The organism is Serratia sp. NFX21, from assembly GCF_048517035.1.
GTDB lineage: Bacteria > Pseudomonadota > Gammaproteobacteria > Enterobacterales > Enterobacteriaceae > Serratia > Serratia quinivorans.
On sequence record NZ_CP183196.1, the window covers coordinates 1,185,891 to 1,204,199 of the forward strand.

General features: G+C 58.0%; 13 protein-coding genes and 1 riboswitch. Of the genes, 2 read left to right on the forward strand and 11 right to left on the reverse strand.

Features of this window, described 5'->3' with window-relative positions:
* Positions 1-8: 8 nt before the first annotated feature.
* On the reverse strand, positions 9-2,372 hold the full coding sequence (lptD, locus tag ACNT1W_RS05540; protein WP_017891581.1) for an LPS assembly protein LptD: 2,364 nt from the start codon (positions 2,370-2,372) through the stop codon (positions 9-11).
* A gap of 228 nt (positions 2,373-2,600) precedes the next feature.
* Between lptD and djlA the strand changes: the two genes are divergently transcribed.
* The gene (djlA, locus tag ACNT1W_RS05545) at positions 2,601-3,422 is read left to right on the forward strand and encodes a co-chaperone DjlA (RefSeq protein ID WP_012005179.1); all 822 of its coding nucleotides are present in this window, start codon (positions 2,601-2,603) and stop codon (positions 3,420-3,422) included.
* Between the two features lie 48 nt (positions 3,423-3,470).
* Here the strand turns inward: djlA and rluA are convergent, their stop codons facing one another.
* The 3 genes from rluA to ACNT1W_RS05560 all read right to left on the reverse strand — a co-directional run bounded on the left by rluA (position 3,471) and on the right by ACNT1W_RS05560 (position 9,833).
* Positions 3,471-4,121 (reverse strand): bifunctional tRNA pseudouridine(32) synthase/23S rRNA pseudouridine(746) synthase RluA, encoded by a 651-nt coding sequence (gene rluA / locus ACNT1W_RS05550; protein ID WP_012005180.1) that lies wholly within the window; start codon positions 4,119-4,121, stop codon positions 3,471-3,473.
* A 56-nt stretch (positions 4,122-4,177) separates the two neighbouring features.
* A complete protein-coding gene (gene rapA / locus ACNT1W_RS05555; protein ID WP_419246502.1) occupies positions 4,178-7,084 on the reverse strand; it encodes an RNA polymerase-associated protein RapA in 2,907 nt (968 codons plus the stop codon).
* A 385-nt stretch (positions 7,085-7,469) separates the two neighbouring features.
* Positions 7,470-9,833 carry a DNA polymerase II gene (locus ACNT1W_RS05560; RefSeq protein ID WP_419246503.1) on the reverse strand — a complete coding sequence of 788 codons (2,364 nt, stop codon included), beginning with the start codon at positions 9,831-9,833 and terminating at the stop codon, positions 7,470-7,472.
* 183 nt (positions 9,834-10,016) lie between these two features.
* Between ACNT1W_RS05560 and ACNT1W_RS05565 the strand changes: the two genes are divergently transcribed.
* Positions 10,017-10,787 carry a DedA family protein gene (locus ACNT1W_RS05565; RefSeq protein ID WP_012005183.1) on the forward strand — a complete coding sequence of 257 codons (771 nt, stop codon included), beginning with the start codon at positions 10,017-10,019 and terminating at the stop codon, positions 10,785-10,787.
* Between the two features lie 27 nt (positions 10,788-10,814).
* Here ACNT1W_RS05565 and ilvN read toward each other — a convergent pair whose 3' ends face one another.
* The 7 genes from ilvN to sgrR all read right to left on the reverse strand — a co-directional run bounded on the left by ilvN (position 10,815) and on the right by sgrR (position 18,246).
* On the reverse strand, positions 10,815-11,108 hold the full coding sequence (gene ilvN / locus ACNT1W_RS05570; protein WP_012005184.1) for an acetolactate synthase small subunit: 294 nt from the start codon (positions 11,106-11,108) through the stop codon (positions 10,815-10,817).
* Between the two features lie 3 nt (positions 11,109-11,111).
* Positions 11,112-12,806 carry an acetolactate synthase large subunit gene (gene ilvB, locus ACNT1W_RS05575; RefSeq protein ID WP_261422234.1) on the reverse strand — a complete coding sequence of 565 codons (1,695 nt, stop codon included), beginning with the start codon at positions 12,804-12,806 and terminating at the stop codon, positions 11,112-11,114.
* A 111-nt stretch (positions 12,807-12,917) separates the two neighbouring features.
* Entirely contained in the window at positions 12,918-13,034 is a 117-nt protein-coding gene (gene ivbL / locus ACNT1W_RS05580; protein WP_208295193.1) for an ilvB operon leader peptide IvbL, read from the reverse strand.
* 88 nt (positions 13,035-13,122) lie between these two features.
* The gene (gene thiQ / locus ACNT1W_RS05585; protein WP_419246504.1) at positions 13,123-13,827 is read right to left on the reverse strand and encodes a thiamine ABC transporter ATP-binding protein ThiQ; all 705 of its coding nucleotides are present in this window, start codon (positions 13,825-13,827) and stop codon (positions 13,123-13,125) included.
* Entirely contained in the window at positions 13,814-15,421 is a 1,608-nt protein-coding gene (gene thiP, locus ACNT1W_RS05590; RefSeq protein ID WP_261409102.1) for a thiamine/thiamine pyrophosphate ABC transporter permease ThiP, read from the reverse strand. Before thiP ends, thiQ begins: the two co-directional genes overlap by 14 nt.
* Complete coding sequence (thiB, locus tag ACNT1W_RS05595) at positions 15,397-16,383, reverse strand: thiamine ABC transporter substrate binding subunit (protein WP_012005188.1); 987 nt, start codon at positions 16,381-16,383, stop codon at positions 15,397-15,399. The genes thiP and thiB overlap by 25 nt, the downstream gene beginning before the upstream one ends.
* 58 nt (positions 16,384-16,441) lie before the next feature.
* Positions 16,442-16,547: riboswitch (TPP riboswitch) on the reverse strand.
* A 37-nt stretch (positions 16,548-16,584) separates the two neighbouring features.
* Entirely contained in the window at positions 16,585-18,246 is a 1,662-nt protein-coding gene (sgrR, locus tag ACNT1W_RS05600; protein WP_261099213.1) for an HTH-type transcriptional regulator SgrR, read from the reverse strand.
* Positions 18,247-18,309: the final 63 nt, after the last annotated feature.

Here is an 18,309-nt window from a genome sequence, read left to right on the forward strand (position 1 = left end):
ACAAAGCATCAAAATGCACGCTGGTAAGGCAGAATGCCGGAACGCAACATTTCTGCGGAGCCCAGACTGTGATCGCTGCTCAGGCCACGCAGTTCGACGTTGAACGAAACTTTGTTGTCATAAACGCTGGTATTGTTGCTGCCATTCCAGTCGGTGATCTTACGCTCATAGCCCAAGGTCACTGCCCAGCAGCAGGTGTTGTACTTCACACCGAGCAACTGATCGGCGGACTGTTTGGCACGGGTGTCGTAGTAATAAGCCCCAACGACGGCCCAACGATCGGCGATTGGCCAACTGCCGGTGACGCCCACCTGCGAAATACCGTCCTGATAGGCCGGAACCTGCGTGGTGTTCAGTGCCGTTTCAATATACTCCGGCGTGGCGTAACGGTAGTTCAACTGCAGGACGCGTTCAGAATCCTGACGGTATTCCAGTACGCCGTTGCCCAATGAAACGCTATTGAGGCGCGTGTCATACTGCAGGCCGCCACGCAGGCCCCAACGATCGTCAATCTTCCAATAGGTGTCACCGGCCCAGGCCAGGCTGCCGGTATCATCATTGTTATCGTAGCCCGTGGTTTGGTCACCGGTACGGGAACGGCTGAAGTAGTAAATTTGACCCACGGAAGCGTTAAAACGTTCAATCAGTGCGTCATCATAAATTCGCGTGGTCAAACCGGTTGAAACACGGTTTTGTGAAGCGATGCGATCCAGGCCGCTGTAAGTACGGTCACGGAACAGACCGGAGTAGTCGGTTTGCAGCAGCGTGGTGTCGTAGGTGTAGATGTTGCTCTGGTCGCGATACGGCACATACAGGTACTGCATGCGCGGTTCCAGGGTCTGGGTATAGCCTTCGGACCAATCCATTGGGCGGTCGAATACCATCTTGCCGTCGACCTTGAACTGCGGCAACACGCGGTTGACCGAGTCTTCAAGACCTGGCGCATTGTTACCGGTACGGCTCTTGTAGTTGGCGGCAAAACCGTCAGGAATATCCTGCTGATAGTGGGTTGCCAGCAGTTTGGCTTCGGTGTTCAGACTGCCCCAGCCGTTGGTCAGCGGCAGGCTCAACGACGGTTCCATATGCAGACGAGTGGCGTCCGGGCTGTATGGGTTGACGCTGATGAACTTGGCCGCCTGGCCGTAAATGCGGAAATCGAACGGGCCGAGATCGTCTTTATAGTAGTTCAGGTCCAGCTGTGGCTGAACTTTATAAGAGTCGGATTGGCTGCGGTCAGTATCGTCGTAGATCTGGAACTGCTTGGAGCTTAACGTCGCGTCCCAGTTATCGATGGCGTAGCCGAGGCTGAATTTCTGCGTCGCATAGCCGTCGGTGGTGGAACCGTAGGTTGAATCCAGATCGGTAAAGTATTTGGAATCGCTGACCTTGGTGTAGTCGACGTTGAAGCGCCACACCTGGTCCATCACCCCATTGTGGTTCCAGTAGAACAACCAACGTTTACTGTCGTCAGGGTTGTCCTTGCTGTATTCCTTATCGTTCGGCAACCAGTCGAACTCCATCAGGCCCAGGCCCGGCTGTACCAGATAGCGGAATTCGTTCTGCAACTGCAGGCCGCGTCGGGACATGTAGTGCGGTGTGATGGTGGCGTCGAAGTTCGGCGCAATGTTCCAGTAATACGGCAGCATAAATTCAAAGCCATTGCTGCTGCCATATTTTGCGTTCGGGATCAGGAAACCGGAGCGACGTTTATCACCGACCGGCAATTGCAGGTACGGGCTGTAGAAAACCGGCACGCCGCCAATTTTAAAGCGAGCGTTCCAGATTTCCGCCACCTGCTCTTCGCGGTCGTGGATCACTTCGGTACCGACCACGCTCCAGCTGTCGTCGCCGGGCAGACAGGAGGTAAAGGTGCCGTTTTCCAAAATGGTATAACGGTTGGCGCCGCGCATCTTCATCTTGTCGGCATCGCCACGCCCCTGACGGCCTACCATCTGGTAGTCACCCTCATAGACGTCGGTATCTTTGTTGTTCAGGTTCGACCAGGCTTTCGGGCCTTTCAGCTTGATCTGATTGTCGCTGTAGTGCACGTCACCGGTAGCGGTCACGGTGCGCACCGGATCGGTCTGCCCCGGATTTTGCGTCTGGTTCAGTTCCACCTGTTTGGCGGTCAGGGTGCTGTTGCCTTGTTCAATATTCACGTTACCGGTGAACAGCGCACTTTTCGGATAGTCCGCGCGGGAGTCATCGGCGTGAATGGTGACGGGCAGGCTGTTGGGATCGCCGCTGACCAGCGGTTTATCATAAACAGGAACGCCAAGCATGCATTGCTCAGCAAGGTCAGCCAGAGCGTGCTGGCTGTAGAGTGCCGTCCAAATCAGTGTGGCCAGCAGTGTTGGGAAACTTTTTTTCATACGCGGTTTTGGTGTTCCGTCATCAGAGGCGTCATGTCCGGCAAACGGTCAGAGACTATATTACTCATCTGCGTTGCGCTAGTGTTAAATCCGGCCGTTTACTTGCGTCGTCGATAGGCGCAAAGATAAATGACAGGTATGATAATCCAAATCCTGAGAAAAATCGCCTTAACCCTTACCTAAGACGGAAGGGAGCAGTCGGCTTTCGGCATGATAATTGAGGAGTATATGCAGTATTGGGGAAAACTGCTCGGGGTCATCGTGGCCGTTTGGGCTGGCGCGGGATTCTGGGGTGTAGTTTTGGGGCTGATTGTCGGTCATATGATCGATACTGCGCGCAGCAATAAGCGTAGCCGGGGCTTTTTCGCCGGCCAGCAAACGCGGCAAACGCTGTTTTTCCGCACCACTTTTCAGGTGATGGGTCACCTGACCAAATCAAAAGGACGCGTTACCGAGGCGGATATTCAGATCGCCAGCCTGTTTATGGATCGTCTGCAACTGCACGGAGAAGCTCGTACCGCGGCGCAGCAGGCATTTCGTGAAGGCAAACAGAGCCAGTTTCCGTTGAGAGAAACGCTGCAGCAGTTCCGCAGCATTTGTTTCGGCCGTTTTGACCTGATTCGGATGTTTCTGGAAATTCAAATCCAGGCGGCATTCGCCGACGGTTCGCTGCACCCGAACGAGCGGCAGGTGCTGTATGTGATTGCTGAAGAACTGGGTATTTCGCGTGCGCAGTTCGATCAATTCCTCAGCATGATGGAAGGCGGGCGCCAGTTTGGCGGCGGTCAGCAGGGCGGTTATTCGCACGGCGGTTTCCAGCAGGCGCAACGTGGGCCAACGCTGGACGATGCTTGCAAAGTGCTGGGTGTCAGCAGTAGCGACGATGCCACCACCATCAAGCGCGCTTACCGCAAGCTGATGAGCGAGCACCATCCGGACAAGCTGGTGGCGAAAGGTTTACCGCCGCAAATGATGGAAATGGCCAAGCAGAAAGCGCAGGAGATTCAGGCAGCATACGACCTGATCAAGCGTGAGAAAGGCTTCAAGTAAGTCTGGATCCTGAATGCCTGATAGGGGCCCAGCATGCTGGGCCCGTTTTCAGAAATCCGGCTCGGCGCGAAAGTGCATGGGGGTCTGGAACGCCGGGTGGGTAATACGCAGTTCCTGGGCATGCAGTTGTAACCTGGGCGCCATGGCTTTGACTTCTGGCGGGGCGTAGAAACCGTCACCGAGGATTGGGTGGCCCAGCGCCAGCATATGCACGCGTAACTGATGCGAGCGGCCGGTAATCGGCATGAGTTTTACCCGCGTGCTGCCATCGGCGTCGCGTGACAGCACCAGGTACTCGGTTTGCGCCGCTTTGCCCGTCTCGAAACACACCTTCTGCAACGGCCGGTTCGGCCAGTCACAAATCAGCGGTAAATCCACCAGGCCTTCATCGTGCTCCAGATGGCCCGATACGCGGGCGATATAAGATTTCTTCGGCTCGCGATCGCGGAACTGGCGCTTTAGCTCACGCTCTGCCGCCTTGTTCAGTGCCACCACAATCACACCGCTGGTCGCCATATCCAGGCGATGCACCGATTCTGCCGCTGGGTGATCCGCCAGGATGCGCGTCATCAGGCTGTCTTTATTTTCCGGTGCGCGGCCGGGTACCGACAACAGGCCACTCGGTTTGTTGACCACCATAATGTGCTCATCCTGATACAGAATATGCATCGGGCCTTGCGGGGGATTGTAGGGTTCCATCTAATTGGCTCCGCTGAAAGTGACAACAGGGGAACCGAAGTTCCCCTGTGCGCAGGTTACTGGTGAGTTACTACCACCAGACGGATAGCATCCAGACGCCATCCTGCTTCATTCAGGTTTACCAGCACCTGCTTGCGATTGAACTCCAGCGCTTCGACTTCGTCATCACGGATGTTCGGGTTGACCGCCTTCAGGGCTTCCAGACGCGCCAGCTCGGTGCTCAACTTGTCATCCGCTTCCTGTTTCGCCTGCTCTATCAATGCGCGTGCCTGCTCTTCAACCAGGTTTTCCGCCTGTTGCAGCATGGCATGCACATCCTGTTGCACCGCATTGACCAGTTTGCTGGAGGTATGGCGGTTGACCGCGTTCAACTGACGGTTGAAGCTTTCGAATTCAACCTGCGCCGCCAGATTGGTCCCTTTGCGGTCCATCAGCATACGGATTGGCGTCGGTGGCAGGAAGCGGGTCAGTTGCAGGTGCTTCGGCGCCTGAGCTTCTACCACGTAGACCAGTTCGACCAGCAGGGTGCCGACAGGCAACGCTTTGTTTTTCAACAGGGAAACCGCACAGCTGCCGGTATCGCCGGACAGGATCAGATCCAGGCCGTTACGAATAATCGGGTGTTCCCAACTGACGAACTGCGCATCTTCACGCGACAGTGCCTGTTCGCGATCGAAGGTCACGGTGCAGCCGTCCTGCGGCAGGCCCGGGAAGTCCGGCACCAGCATGTGGTCGGATGGCGTCAGGACAATCAGGTTGTCGCTGCGATCGTCCTGGTTGATGCCGACGATATCGAACAGGTTAAGCGCAAAGCCCACCAGATTGACGTCGTTATCCTGATTGGCGATGGCCTCTGCCAGCGCTTGCGCTTTCTCGCCGCCGTTGGAGTGCATTTCCAGCAGGCGGTCACGGCCCTGCTCCAGTTGCACTTTCAGGTGGTCGTGCTGCTGACGGCAGTGGTGAATGAACTCATCCAGCCCTTCCTGCTCGGTCGGTGCCGCCAGGAAACCAATCAGCTGCTCGTAGCCGCTGTCATAAATGGTACGGCCGGTCGGGCAGGTGTGCTCGAAGGCATCCAGCCCTTCGTGGAACCAACGGCCCAGCACCGCCTGAGCGGTGTTTTCCAGATAAGGCACCATGATCTGAATGTCATGCATCTGGCCGATACGGTCCAGACGGCCAATACGCTGTTCCAGCAGGTCCGGGTTGAACGGCAGATCGAACATCACCAGGTGGCTGGCGAACTGGAAGTTACGGCCTTCTGAGCCAATCTCCGAGCACAGCAGCACCTGGGCGCCATCTTCTTCTGAGGCGAAGTAAGCGGCGGCGCGGTCGCGTTCGATAATCGACAGGCCTTCGTGGAATACCGCGGCGCGGATCGCTTCACGTTCACGCAGCACTTGTTCAAGCTGCAGCGCGGTGGCGGCGTGGGCGCAGATCACCAGTACTTTCTCGTGGCGGTTGGCCACCAGGTAGTTCAGCAACCATTCAACGCGCGGATCGAAGTTCCACCAGGTGGCGTTCTCGCCTTCGAATTCCTGATAGATTTGCTCCGGATACAGCATATCGCGCGCGCGCGCCTCAACGGTTTTCTTCGCGCCCATGATACCGGACACTTTAATCGCGGTCTGATACTGGGTCGGCAGCGGCAGTTTGATCTGGTGCAGGAAACGGTGCGGGAAGCCCTTGACGCCGTTACGGGTGTTACGGAACAGCACGCGGCTGGTGCCGTGGCGGTCCATCAGCATGGTGACCAGTTCCTGACGCGCCTGCTCACTGTTGTCGCTGTCGCTGTTGGCCGCTTTCAGCAGCGGTTCGATATCCTGCTCGTCGATCAGTTCGCCCAGCAGGTTCAGTTTGTCATCGGCCAGGCGTTCACCGCTCAGCAGCAGGGTGACGGCATCGGCCACCGGGCGATATTTTTGCTGTTCGGCGACAAAATCCTGGTAATCGTGGAAACGGTTCGGATCCAGCAGGCGCAAGCGGGCGAAGTGGCTTTGCTGGCCGAGCTGTTCCGGGGTGGCGGTCAGCAGCAGCACGCCGGGAATGTGCTCAGCCAGTTGTTCGATGACCTGATACTCGCGGCTTGGTGCCTCTTCGCTCCAGGCCAGGTGGTGGGCTTCATCGACCACCAGCAGATCCCACTGGGCGTCGGCCAGCTCTTCCAGGCGCAGCTTGTTGCGACGGACGAAGTCCAGCGAGCAGATCACCAACTGTTCGGTTTCAAACGGGTTGCTGCTGTCGAGCTTGGCCTCGGAGTAACGGCTGTCGTCGAACAGCGAGAAATACAGGTTGAAGCGGCGCATCATTTCGACCAGCCACTGGTGCTGCAGGGTTTCCGGCACCACGATCAGTACGCGCTCGGCGCGGCCTGCCAGCAATTGCTGGTGAATGATCATCCCGGCTTCGATGGTTTTACCCAAACCCACCTCATCTGCCAACAGTACGCGCGGTGCATGGCGCTGGCCGACTTCATAGGCGATGTGCAACTGGTGCGGGATCAGGCTGGCGCGCATGCCGCGCAGGCCGGCAAATGGCAGACGATACTGCTCGCTCTGGTACTTGCGCGCACGGAAACGCAGGGCGAAACGGTCCATACGGTCGATCTGGCCGGCAAACAGACGGTCCTGTGGCTTGCTGAAGGTCAGTTTGCTGTCCAGCAGCACTTCACGCATTGCCACACCGCTTTCCTGGGTATCCAGGCGAGTGCCAATATAAGTCAGCAGGCCGTTTTCCTCTTTGACCTCTTCCACCTGCAGCTCCCAACCTTCGTGGTTGCTGATGGTGTCGCCCGGGTTGAACATCACGCGGGTGATTGGCGAGTCATTTCTGGCATAGAGGCGGTTTTCGCCGGTGGCGGGGAAAAGCAGGGTAATCATGCGCGTATCCAGCGCCACGACGGTTCCCAGTCCTAATTCGCTTTCCGTGTCGCTGATCCAGCGTTGACCAAGTGTAAAAGGCATATATTGTCGGCTCGATTCTTTAAGTAAGTCTTGTTACCGGGCGAAAGGGCCGCGGCACCCGTATCAAACGTTGCTAATCCCGATTTATTTTAATATGGCGGGCAATAGCTAATACCCGTCGTCTTTCAAGCTGCAGTGTTGTTACCTGCACTCGCTCACCCCAGTTACTTACTCAAGTAAGCGCTTGGGGATGAGCGAGTTGGGCGCCTAACTGCAGCTTGAAATCCATAGGGTATCGCTCCCATGCCTATGTCATCAGGCGGTGAGGGAGATGATTCAGAATTTGGGAAGGGCGCTATGGTAATGGAAGGCGGCGCGTTCGTCACCTGCAAAACCCGATGAATTTTTTTAACCCTTCACCAAAGCCCGCAGAGTGGGCCGAATGCTAAAACAGGCCCATCTGCCCGGTCACCAGCGTAGTAAAATCGTCATGCAAAAATGGCAGTATAGCGTCTGCCACCGGTTCCAACTGGCGCTCCAGATAATGGGGGTAATCAATCGCCGACTGCTGGGTTTCCAGCGGTTCTGGCCCGGCTACGGTCATCACATAGCTGATCCAGCCGCCGTTCTGGTATTGCAGCGGTCGTCCCTGCTGACGATTATAGTCGTCGGCGATGCGGGCTGCGCGGACATGTGGTGGGACGTTGCGTTGATATTCGTCCAGCTTTCTGCGCAGGCGCTTGCGGTAGACCAGCCGATCGTCGAAATCGCCGTTAAGCGTTTGGCGAACGTATTCACGCACAAAATCCTGATACGGCTGGCGTTTGAAAATACGTTGGTAAAGCAGCTGCTGGAACTGCTGCGCCAGCGGTGTCCAGTCGGTGCGCACCGTTTCCAGCCCTTTGTACACCATCTCTTCGCTGCCGTCCGGTTTGGCGATCAGCCCGGCGTAACGTTTTTTACTGCCCTGTTCGGCACCGCGAATGGTGGGCATCAGGAAACGTGAGTAATGGGTTTCGAACTCCAGTTCCAGCGCATTCTCCAGCCCATACTGTTGCTGCAAATGCTGTTGCCACCATTGGTTCACCTGTTCGACCAATGTCCGGCCTATTTGCGCTGCCTGCTGCTCGTCATGCGGCTGTTTGAGCCAGACGAAGGTGGAGTCGGTATCGCCGTAGATCACCTGATAACCCTGAGCCTCGATCAGTTCGCGCGTCTGGCGCATGATCTCATGGCCACGCAGGGTAATCGACGAGGCCAGACGGGGATCGAAGAAACGGCAACCGCTCGATCCCAATACGCCGTACAGCGCGTTCATGATGATCTTCAATGCCTGGGACAAGGCTTTGTTCTGCTGACGCTTGGCTGCTTCGCGACCCTGCCAGATCTGCTCGACGATCGCCGGCAGGCAGTGTTTGCTGCGCGAGAAACGGGCATGGCGGAAACCGGGCACCGAATCGGCATCGCCGGGGTGTTGCATGCCTTCCACCAGCCCTACAGGGTCGATGAGGAAGGTACGGATGATCGACGGGTACAGGCTCTTGTAATCGAGCACCAGCACCGAGTCATACAGGCCGGGCTGTGAATCCATCACAAAGCCGCCGGGGCTGTGCTCTTCCGGCTGCTCGCCAAGGTTGGGGGCGACAAAACCCAGCCGGTGCATGCGTGGCATATACAGATTGCTGAATGCGGCGACGGAACCGCCGCTGCGATCGGCCGCCAATCCGGTCACCGTGGCGCGCTCCAGCAGGAAGGTCAGCAAATCGGTCTTGGCGAAGATTTGCGTTACCAGTTCGCAGTCTTTGAGGTTGTAGCGTGCCAGCGCCGGTTTATCTTCGGCGAAGCGCCGGTCGATTTCTGCCATTCGCTGGTAGGGATTGTCGATCGACTTGCCTTCGCCCAACAGCGCCTGCGACACATGTTCCAGGCTGAAAGAAGGGAAGTTCCAGGTGGCGGATTTCAGCGCCTCGATACCGTCGATAATCAACCGACCGGCAGCGGAGGCGAAAAAGTGGTTCTGTTTGAAACCGTGTTCACGCCACTCGAGCAGGTTGCCACCGCGGCCCAGTTTTAGCGGAATTTGGTAACGCTCAGCGTGTTTTTGCAGCACCCGTAAATCGAACTGCACCAGGTTCCAGCCAATGATGGCATCGGGATCGTGCCGCTCCAGCCACTGATTCAGCCGTTCCAGCATCTGCGGGCGGCTGACGCAGTACTCCAGGTCAAAATCCAGCGCTTCATTGCCCCCGTTGGCCGGCCCGAGCATGTACACCTGGCGCTGACCGCAACCTTCCAGCGCAATCGAGTACAGCTCGCCGTGGGCGGTGGTTTCAATGTCCAGCGAGACCAGTTTCAAGGTCGGGCGGTATTCCGGTGCCGGTTTCATTTGCCCGTTGATCAACGGGCCATTGCCGTTGACCTGGCCGCTGAACCAGACCGGTGCGGTGATAAAACGCTCCATCAGGTAGCGTTCCGGCGGGCGAATATCGGCCTCATAGAGGTTAACGCCACCGTCTTTCAGCAGCCTTTCCAGTTTGATCAACTGACGATGCTGACGGCAATACAGCCCCAACACCGGGCGATGATGGAAATCGGTCAGCGGCAACGGTTTTAGCTCCCATTGCCGCTCTTCCCGCAGCAACAGTTCGGCGCGTTGGCGCTGTTCGGCCGGGATAAAGGCGACCGAGGTCTGCGGTGCCAGGCGAAGTTGCTGCGGGCCACTGTCGGTCGCCAGCCAAAACTCTACCTCGGTGCCGGCGGGCGTATCACGCCAGTGGCGGGTGAGCAAGAAACCCTGTTGGAGTGACATCGCGCTGTTCCTGACAAGCTAAGCTATAAGGGAGAAAATATAAATATAGTATGGGTTTTTATACAGTAATTGTCCATTGCCGCACAGTTCTGCCAAAAACGCATACAATTCACCGGTTGACTCGTTCCCGGCCGCACCTGACAATCCCACGCCCACGCGCTTTGGATAACCAACAGAGGTTTAATGGAAGCCTATTTACAGCATTTGATTACCCAGTCTTTGGCTTTCACTCTGATGGTGGTCATGTTCGTCGCGTTTCTGGAATCTCTGGCGCTGGTAGGGTTGTTGCTGCCCGGTACGGTGATGATGGCCAGCATCGGCGCGCTGATCGGCAGCGGCCAGGTGGACTTCTATTATGCCTGGGCGGCGGGGATCGTCGGTTGCCTGCTGGGGGACTGGATCTCCTACTTCATCGGCCGCGCGTTCAAGGGGCCGCTGCACCGCTGGTCGTTCCTGAAAAAGAACAAGGCGATGCTCGACAAGACCGAGCACGCGCTGCATCAACATAGTATGGCAACCGTTCTGATTGGCCGTTTTGTCGGCCCGACGCGCCCGCTGGTGCCGATGGTGGCCGGAATGCTGGACTTGCCGCCGTACAAATTCGCATTGCCGAACATTATCGGCTGTATCACCTGGCCGCCGGTCTATTTCTTTCCGGGTATTCTGGCCGGCGTGGCTATCGACATTCCCGCCAGCGCCAACAGTGCCTTATTCAAATGGCTGCTGTTTGCCGTGGCGATGCTGATTTGGCTGGCCGCCTGGCTGAGCTGGCGCTGGTGGCGTGAAGGTAAACGCAGCAATGATCGCTTGAGCCGCTGGCTGTCGCCACTGCGGCTGCGGGTAGCCTGCGTGCTGAGCTGGATCCTGGCGATCGGCACCTTTTATTACCTGTCCCTGCAGCCGCTGATGCCGGTTTACCGGCATTTGCTGTGGAAGGTGCTGGCCGGTCAGTGACAAGGGGGCGTAACGCCCCTCTGTACATTACTGGAAGAAGGCTTCTAACTGTTCGAACACCCGCACGTCCTCGCTATGGCGTTTTACCTGCAGCACATCTTCGAGTTTTTCTACCTGACTTATCATCTGCATCAGCCGTTGATCGTCCGCCACCAATAGCCAGATACGGCTCTGTTTGCCGTCTTTCAGCGGCAGACACAAAATACCCTCTACGTTGAAGGCACGGCGGGCAAACAGGCCGCACACGTGCGACATCACGCCGGGATGGTTACGTACCGTCAGTTCCAGGATCACCTGTGGATTATTCAATTGTTCTGACATGGCTTATTCTCCAATCATGTCGATGTTGGCGGCACCCGGCGGCACCATCGGGAACACTTTTTCATTGATATCAATCAGCGCGTGGATCAAACAAGGGCCAGGCCGTTGGATCGCCTCGGCCAGCGCGGCTTGCGGATCTTCTGCGGCGTTCAAATCACAGGTGTCCAGCCCGAAACCGGCGGCAATCTTGATAAAGTCGGTACGCTTGGGATAGGCGGCGGCAAAGATGCGCTGCTGGTAGAACAGCGTTTGCTGCTGATGCACCAGCCCCAACGCCTGGTTGTTCATCAGGATAATTTTCACGTCCAGATCATGTTCGACGGCGGTGGCCATTTCCTGAATGTTCATCATCAGGCTGCCGTCACCGGAGAAGCACAGCACCTTGCGCTGCGGTTCGGCCAGGGCTGCACCTATCGCTGCAGGCAGGCCGAAGCCCATGGTGCCCAATCCGCCGGAGGTCAGCCACTGGCGCGGACGGCTCAGCGGGTAGGCCTGCGCCACCCACATCTGATGCTGGCCCACGTCGGTGGTGATAATGGCGCTTTCATCCACGCAGCGCGCAGCAGCCAGCACCAGCCCATAGTGGCTCAGTGGATCCTCGGCGTTCGGCATGCTGAACGGAAACTCGCGCTTCAGGCCGTTGACGGTGTCCAGCCATTCGCTGCGCGGCTGTGCCTCAATCTGTGGTAACAGCTGTTGCAATACCTGGCCAACGTCGGCGTGAATGGCAATGTTGGCCTGCTTCACCTTGCCCAGTTCGGCACGGTCGATATCCACGTGAATGATGGCGGCGTTCGGGCAGAACTGTTCGGTTTTGCCAATCGCCCGATCGTCAAAGCGGGCGCCCAGTACGATCAGCAGGTCGGCCTCTTGCAGAATAAAGTTGGTGCTGCGTGCGGCATGCATGCCCAGCATACCCAGCGACAGCGGGTGCTGCACCGGCATGGCACCCAACGCCATCAGCGTCATGGTGGTCGGCAGGTTGGCGCGTTCCGCCAGCTCAATCGCCTGTTGGTGAGCATTGGCGCAGATGATGCCGCCACCCAGATACAGTACCGGGCGTTTGGCCTGATTGATCATTGCGGCGGCCTGCGCTACGGCTGCGGTCTCGAAGGCCGGTGCCGCGTCGGGAATAGCTATCGGCGGCAGTTCATCCAGAGTGATCACCGCGGTTTGCACGTCTTTCGGTACGTCGATCCACACCGGGCCAGGGCGGCCGGATTCGGCAATACGGAACGCGTCGCAAATCACCTGCGGCAGTTCACGGATATCGCGAACCAAATGGTTGTGCTTGGTGATAGGAATCGAGATGCCGTAGGTATCCACTTCCTGGAAGGCGTCGGTACCGATCATTGAAGACGGCACCTGGCCGGTGATACACACCAGCGGGATGGAATCGAGCTTGGCGTCGGCGATAGCGGTGACCAGGTTGGTGGCCCCCGGCCCGCTGGAGGCGATGCACACCGCCGCCTTGCCATTGGCGCGTGCCATGCCCTGTGCCATAAAGCCCGCGCCCTGTTCGTGGCGGGCCAGTACGTGATGAATGCGGGTGCTTTGGCTCAGTGCGTCATACAGCGGCAGTGCAGCGCCGCCGGGAATACCGGCAACGGTGGTGATGCCCTGACGTTCCAACAGGTGGACGATCAACTGTGCGCCGGTGAAGCTGTTGCCTTGCTGTGGCGTGCCCGAAATTGCCATGTTCCTATCCTTTCTCAAGGCCGGTTCGCTTTTCTGGGCAGGGGACTGAAACTAAAAACCCCGCCCGGTTTGCGCCGGCGGGGTTTGGGAATCGATGCGTTGATTCGGACCCTACGGCGCATTGCCGACGACCACCACCACACGCACGACGACCATCACCGCGGCTGGTAGCGCGGTAACTAGTAGGGTCGAAGTCAGCGAGGATGCGATCACAGGGAACCTTATCATCAGTAAAAAAAGTCAGGTTTTCATAAAACCACAGGCGCAAAATTCACACAACAGGTTTATTTGCGCAGCATAAAAAACGCGCTGCAGATCACGGTTTGTGTGAAATGCCCAGCACCCTGGCTTCCGGTGCGCTGCCGTCCAGCAACGCCTGCGTTGGGCCGTCGTAAAAAATACGGCCATCGACCACCAGCAGGGTACGCGGGGCGATACGCGCGGCGTCATCCAGATTGTGCGATACCATCAGCAGCGTCAGGTTACGTTGGTCGCACACCTCTTGCAGCAGTTGCAGCATCTCATTGCGTAATGCCGGATCGAGCGCCGAAAAAGGTTCGTCGAGCAGCAGGATCGGCCGCTGGCGGATCAGACAGCGCGCCAAAGCGGCACGCTGGCGCTGGCCACCAGAAAGCTGGGACGGCAGACGCGACAGATGTTCTTCCAGTCCCACCTGGCGGGCAATTTGCGCCAACTGCTGTTTTTGCCGATCGTTGAGCCGTAACCCCGGATCCAGACCCAGCCCGATATTCTGCTCTACCCTCAGGTGAGCAAACAGGTTGTTTTCCTGAAACAGCATTGAGACCGGGCGTTTGGCCGGTGGCGTGGCGGTGTGATCGCTGCCGTCGAGCCGCAACCTGCCGTTGGCAGCCGGCAGGAACCCGGCAATCAGGCTGAGTAGCGTGCTTTTGCCCGCGCCGCTGGGGCCAAGCACCGCAACACGTTCGCCAGGCGCAATGTGCAGGTCAAAGCGCATCGGCAGGTGTTCATACAGGTAGGTCAGTTTTTCAAGCTCTATCATGGCGGCCCGGTAAGCGTTCAATCAGGGTAAACAGCAGGAAGCACAACAGCAGCAACAACAGGGCGGTGACCGCGCCATCATTGCTGCGATAGGCACCGATCTGTTGATACAGGTAGTAAGGCAGAGTGCGGAAGTGCTCGTTGCCGAACAGGGCGACGACGCCGAAATCGCCAATCGACAGTACGCAGGCGAAGGCCAGCGCCTGGGCCAGTGGGCGGCGCAATGCTTTCAGTTCGATAAGCCGCAGTCGCTGCCAGCCGTGGATATCCAGAGACAGGCACAGTGGGTTGTAGCGTTCGGCCAGGTCGCGCATCGGGTTTTCCAGCACTTTCAGCGCGTAGGGCACCGCCATCAGTGCATTGGTGAGGATCACCAGCGCATACGGCGACTGCGGCAGCCCGACGGTGTCACTCAACAGCAGGAAGAAACCGGTCGCCAGCACGATGCCAGGCATTGCCAGGATCACCATGCCACTTAGCTCAAGTCGTTGGCCCCAGCGCAGCCGCTGTTGCAGCTTCAGCTCACGACTGCTCCACAGCAGCATCATGGTCAGTAGCACGCACAGTACGCCGGCACCGAGAGCAATGCGCAACGAGGTGAATAACGCCTGCCACAGCACAGGCTGTTGCAGTACGCTGACCAGGCTTTGGTTGGCACCGTCGGCAATCACCGCCAGCAGCGGGGGTAACAGCAGCAGCAGGGCGGCAGCGATCAGCAAAAAATCGCTGGTGCGGCGCCACAGGCTGTCTTCCGGATTACGCCAGATGTGGGCGTGAGTGTTGCCGACCGGCAATGCCTGGCTTAACCGCTGGCTGAGCACCACCAGCCCCAGGCAACAGGCCAGTTGGATCAGTGCCAATAGCGCGGCACGGCTGAGATCGTAGTCGTAGCTGAGCGCCTGGTAGATAGCCAATTCGATGGTGGTGGCCTGCGGCCCGCCGCCCAGTGACAATACGGTGGCGAAACTGGCAAAGCACAGCATAAAGATCAGCGCACCGCTCGGCAGGATCTGGCGGCGTAGTGCCGGCCACTCGACAAAGCGGAACTGCTGCCGACCGCTCATGCCAAGCTGCGCAGCCAGTTGACGCTGTTCGACCGGAATGTTTTCCAGCGCCTGTAGCAGCAGGCGGGTCGCCAGCGGCAGGTTGAAGAACATATGGGCCAACAGAATGCCCTGCAGGCCATAGGGGGAGAAACTGTAGTTAATGCCGAGCCAACCGCATATTGCGGCCAGCCAGCCTTGTCGGCCATAAACACTGAGCAGGCCGAATACCGCCACCAGTACCGGCAGCACCAGCGTCATGGCGCACAGCCGTAGCAGCAATTGGCGGCCAGGGAAACGGCGACGGAACAGCGCTCGCGCCAGCAGGATAGCGGGCAGCACCGAGATCAGTGCCGACAGCAACGCCTGCCAGAAGGTGAAACGCACCACGTGCCACAGGTAGCTGTCCTGCCACAGACCCTGCCAGTCGCTTTCGGGCGCGTGTCGCCACAGCGAACCCATCGCCAGTACGGCGATGGTCAGGATCAGACCGGAAGCCAGCAGCCCCGGCCATAGCCAGCGTGGGATCAGTGGCTGACGGCGGTTTGCCATGCCCGGATCCAGTTGCCGCGTTGTTTGGCCACTTCTTCAGCGCTGTATTGCAACGCGGTCTGCGGTACGGTCATTTGCTCAAACCCGGCCGGCAGCTGGGTTTTGATCACCGGATACATCCAGTTGCCGGTGGGAATGCTGTTCTGGAACGCCGGGGTCACCATAAATTGCATAAACCGCTCTGCCAACTCCGGCTGTTTGCCGGCCTTGAGTTTGCCTGCCACCTCGACCTGCAGGTAGTGGCCTTCGCTGAAGTTAGCGGCGGCGTAACTGTCTTTCTTTTCTTCAATCAGATGGTAGGCCGGAGAGGTGGTGTAGCTGAGTACCAGGTCGCCTTCGCCTTTCAGGAACAGGCCGTAAGCCTCACTCCAGCCCTTGGTCACGGTAACGGTTTTCTTTGCCAGCTTTTGCCAGGCTTCGGGAGCCTTGTCGCCATAGACTTTCTGCATCCACAACAGCAGGCCGAGGCCCGGCGTGCTGGTACGCGGATCTTCGTAAATCACCTTCCAGTTCTGGTCACTGTCGACCAACTCTTGCAGGCTTTTGGGCGGGTTCTTCAGTTTTTCTTTGTTGTAAACGAAGGCAAAGTAGCCGTAGTCATAAGGCACGAAGGTTTTATCCTGCCAGCCGCCGGGCACGCTCAGTTTGGTGCTGTCGACGTTGCTCGGCGCAAATAAACCGGTTTGTTGCGCGGCCTGCAGCAAATTGTTGTCCAGCCCCAACACCACGTCGGCGGCACTGTTTTTTCCTTCCATGCGCAGACGGTTAAGCAGCGAAACGCCGTCTTCCAGCGCGACAAACTTCAGCTCACAGTCGCACTGGGCTTCAAAGGCTTTTTTGACCGCCGGGCCAGGGCCCCAGTCGGCAGCGAAAGAGTCATAGGTGTAGACCGTCAGTACCGGTTTGGCGAACACCGGTGCGGCGCACAACAACAGTAACAAGGGCAGGCTTTTTTTGACCACTTTGCACTCCTGAAAATTTAGGGGGGCAAGGGTATCTGAGGGGGCGAGCGGCGGCTGCCGGTTCGCTGGGCTCAAATCCCTCCGCCGGTATTGACCGGATCAGGTTCGACGGGTTTGTTCTCAGCAAAAGCGGCACGCCGCATTTTGCACCCCGTTGAGACGGCGTCATTGTAAAGACTAACGGGCGTCGGTGAAAGGCGCTTATGCTTCCGGCGGCGCAAACCAGGCGGATTTAAAATCAAACCAGCCCAGGGTATTCATCCGTACGCCGCGCATGCTGCGCTGGCCGTGCAATTGCAACCAGTGGTGGAACAGCGGGTGTAACTGATGATTGCTGACCAGGCGCTGGCAAAAATCGGCCAGCGGCAGGCTATTGGCGCGCCACAACGCGGCATCCTCAGCGAGATCTTCGTTCATGCAGTGCTGCATCAGCGGCAGTTCATACAGGGTGGCGAACAGCGAGAACTCCAGCGGCAGATAGAAGTTGGCGCTGCCGAGCCACAAATCGCTGATGGCTTCGCCTTTATGCCAGGTGTCGTAATCCACGGCCTGGATCTTCAGCTTGATACCCTGCTGCGCCAGCAGGGGTTCGATCGCCAACTGAATGGCGTGGAACTCCGAGTGCTCGCTGTAGTAAGTCAACGTCAGTTCGGTCAACCCGTCCGGTTTGGGCAATTGTGCCAGTGCGCGGTTGTGATGCCAGCGCGGCAGAAGGCCGTAGGCCGGCGACCAATAGCGTTGATAGACCGGGCCGGCATTGCTCAGCAGCGAAATGGGGTTGATCAACTCGCACAGCCAACTGCGAATGGCCGGATCGGCCGCCAGTGGCGAACGCTGATCGAACAGCAGGAAATAACAGCCTTCTTCCAGCCGGCTTTCCAGTTCGTTTTTGCCGGTGTCGTCCGCCTGCAACTGGACGCCGGAATGTACCAGTTCTTCGGTCACTTCCGGCAGCACCCAGATATTCACCTCATCGATCAGCGCGCGGTAGCCAAAGTAATCGTCAAAGGCATGGATTTTCATCTGGCTGCGGTGGTTGCGTACCACGCTATATGGCCCGGTGCCCACCGGGTGGCGCGAGAAGTCCGGCAGGCTTTGCCATTCGCGCGGCAGGATCATCGCGGGCACGCTGCCCAGCAGCCACGGCAGCCAGTAATCGGGACTGTGCAAATGCACGTCGATCACATAAGGCGTCGGTGAGGTCACGCGTTCGAGATGTGAAAACAGTGGCTGTGGCATCAAACGGGTAAGCGAGCTGATGACATCCTCCATTTCCAGCTCGCGGCCATGGTGAAAATGAATCGCCGGGCGGAGATAAAAACGCCAATGCAGCGGGGTCAAAGCTTGCCAGTGATGCGAAAGATCAGACTCCAGTTCCCCGTTTTCCTCGTTTATCCGCGTCAGACCGCTGAAAATCTGCCGTGCCAGATGGGTTTCCGAGCGCCGCAGCGCCGAGCCGGGCAGCAGGTTGTACAACTGGCGATAGTAGAGCACCCGCAGGATGTGTTTCCCCTGACGAAAGCTGCGTCCCAGTTGGGACAGCAACATCTGGCGCACCACGTTTTTATCGCCGACCAGTTGCACCAGTTGATCGATACGGTCTTGCTCCAGCAATTCCTCCGCCCGCTGTTGCTGCAGTGCCAGACCGGTGTAGTGAAAGGTGAGCCGTGAACGCTTGCCGCGCCCGGACTCGGCCTGCCAGGTTAACCAGCCCTGGTGCTGCATGGCACCCAGTAGCGAACGCACGTGGCGGCGCGAACAGCTGAGCACTTCGGCCAGCTCCTGCAGGGTGGTTTCGGTCGGCTCGCCGTGGCAGCGCTGCCACAGGCGAATGAACTGCTGTTGCAATCTGGAGGTGGACATAAAAGAGGAACGCTCCGGCATCAACCCATCAATTTATCTTTCCCTATATTACGCCGATAATTT

Coding starts and splice junctions, on each gene's coding strand:
- lptD (WP_017891581.1), bottom strand. CDS start 2,372: ATGAAAAAAAGTTTCCCAACACTGCTGGCCACACTGATTTGGACGGCA.
- djlA (WP_012005179.1), top strand. CDS start 2,601: ATGCAGTATTGGGGAAAACTGCTCGGGGTCATCGTGGCCGTTTGGGCT.
- rluA (WP_012005180.1), bottom strand. CDS start 4,121: ATGGAACCCTACAATCCCCCGCAAGGCCCGATGCATATTCTGTATCAG.
- rapA (WP_419246502.1), bottom strand. CDS start 7,084: ATGCCTTTTACACTTGGTCAACGCTGGATCAGCGACACGGAAAGCGAA.
- ACNT1W_RS05560 (WP_419246503.1), bottom strand. CDS start 9,833: ATGTCACTCCAACAGGGTTTCTTGCTCACCCGCCACTGGCGTGATACG.
- ACNT1W_RS05565 (WP_012005183.1), top strand. CDS start 10,017: ATGGAAGCCTATTTACAGCATTTGATTACCCAGTCTTTGGCTTTCACT.
- ilvN (WP_012005184.1), bottom strand. CDS start 11,108: ATGTCAGAACAATTGAATAATCCACAGGTGATCCTGGAACTGACGGTA.
- ilvB (WP_261422234.1), bottom strand. CDS start 12,806: ATGGCAATTTCGGGCACGCCACAGCAAGGCAACAGCTTCACCGGCGCA.
- ivbL (WP_208295193.1), bottom strand. CDS start 13,034: ATGATAAGGTTCCCTGTGATCGCATCCTCGCTGACTTCGACCCTACTA.
- thiQ (WP_419246504.1), bottom strand. CDS start 13,827: ATGATAGAGCTTGAAAAACTGACCTACCTGTATGAACACCTGCCGATG.
- thiP (WP_261409102.1), bottom strand. CDS start 15,421: ATGGCAAACCGCCGTCAGCCACTGATCCCACGCTGGCTATGGCCGGGG.
- sgrR (WP_261099213.1), bottom strand. CDS start 18,246: ATGTCCACCTCCAGATTGCAACAGCAGTTCATTCGCCTGTGGCAGCGC.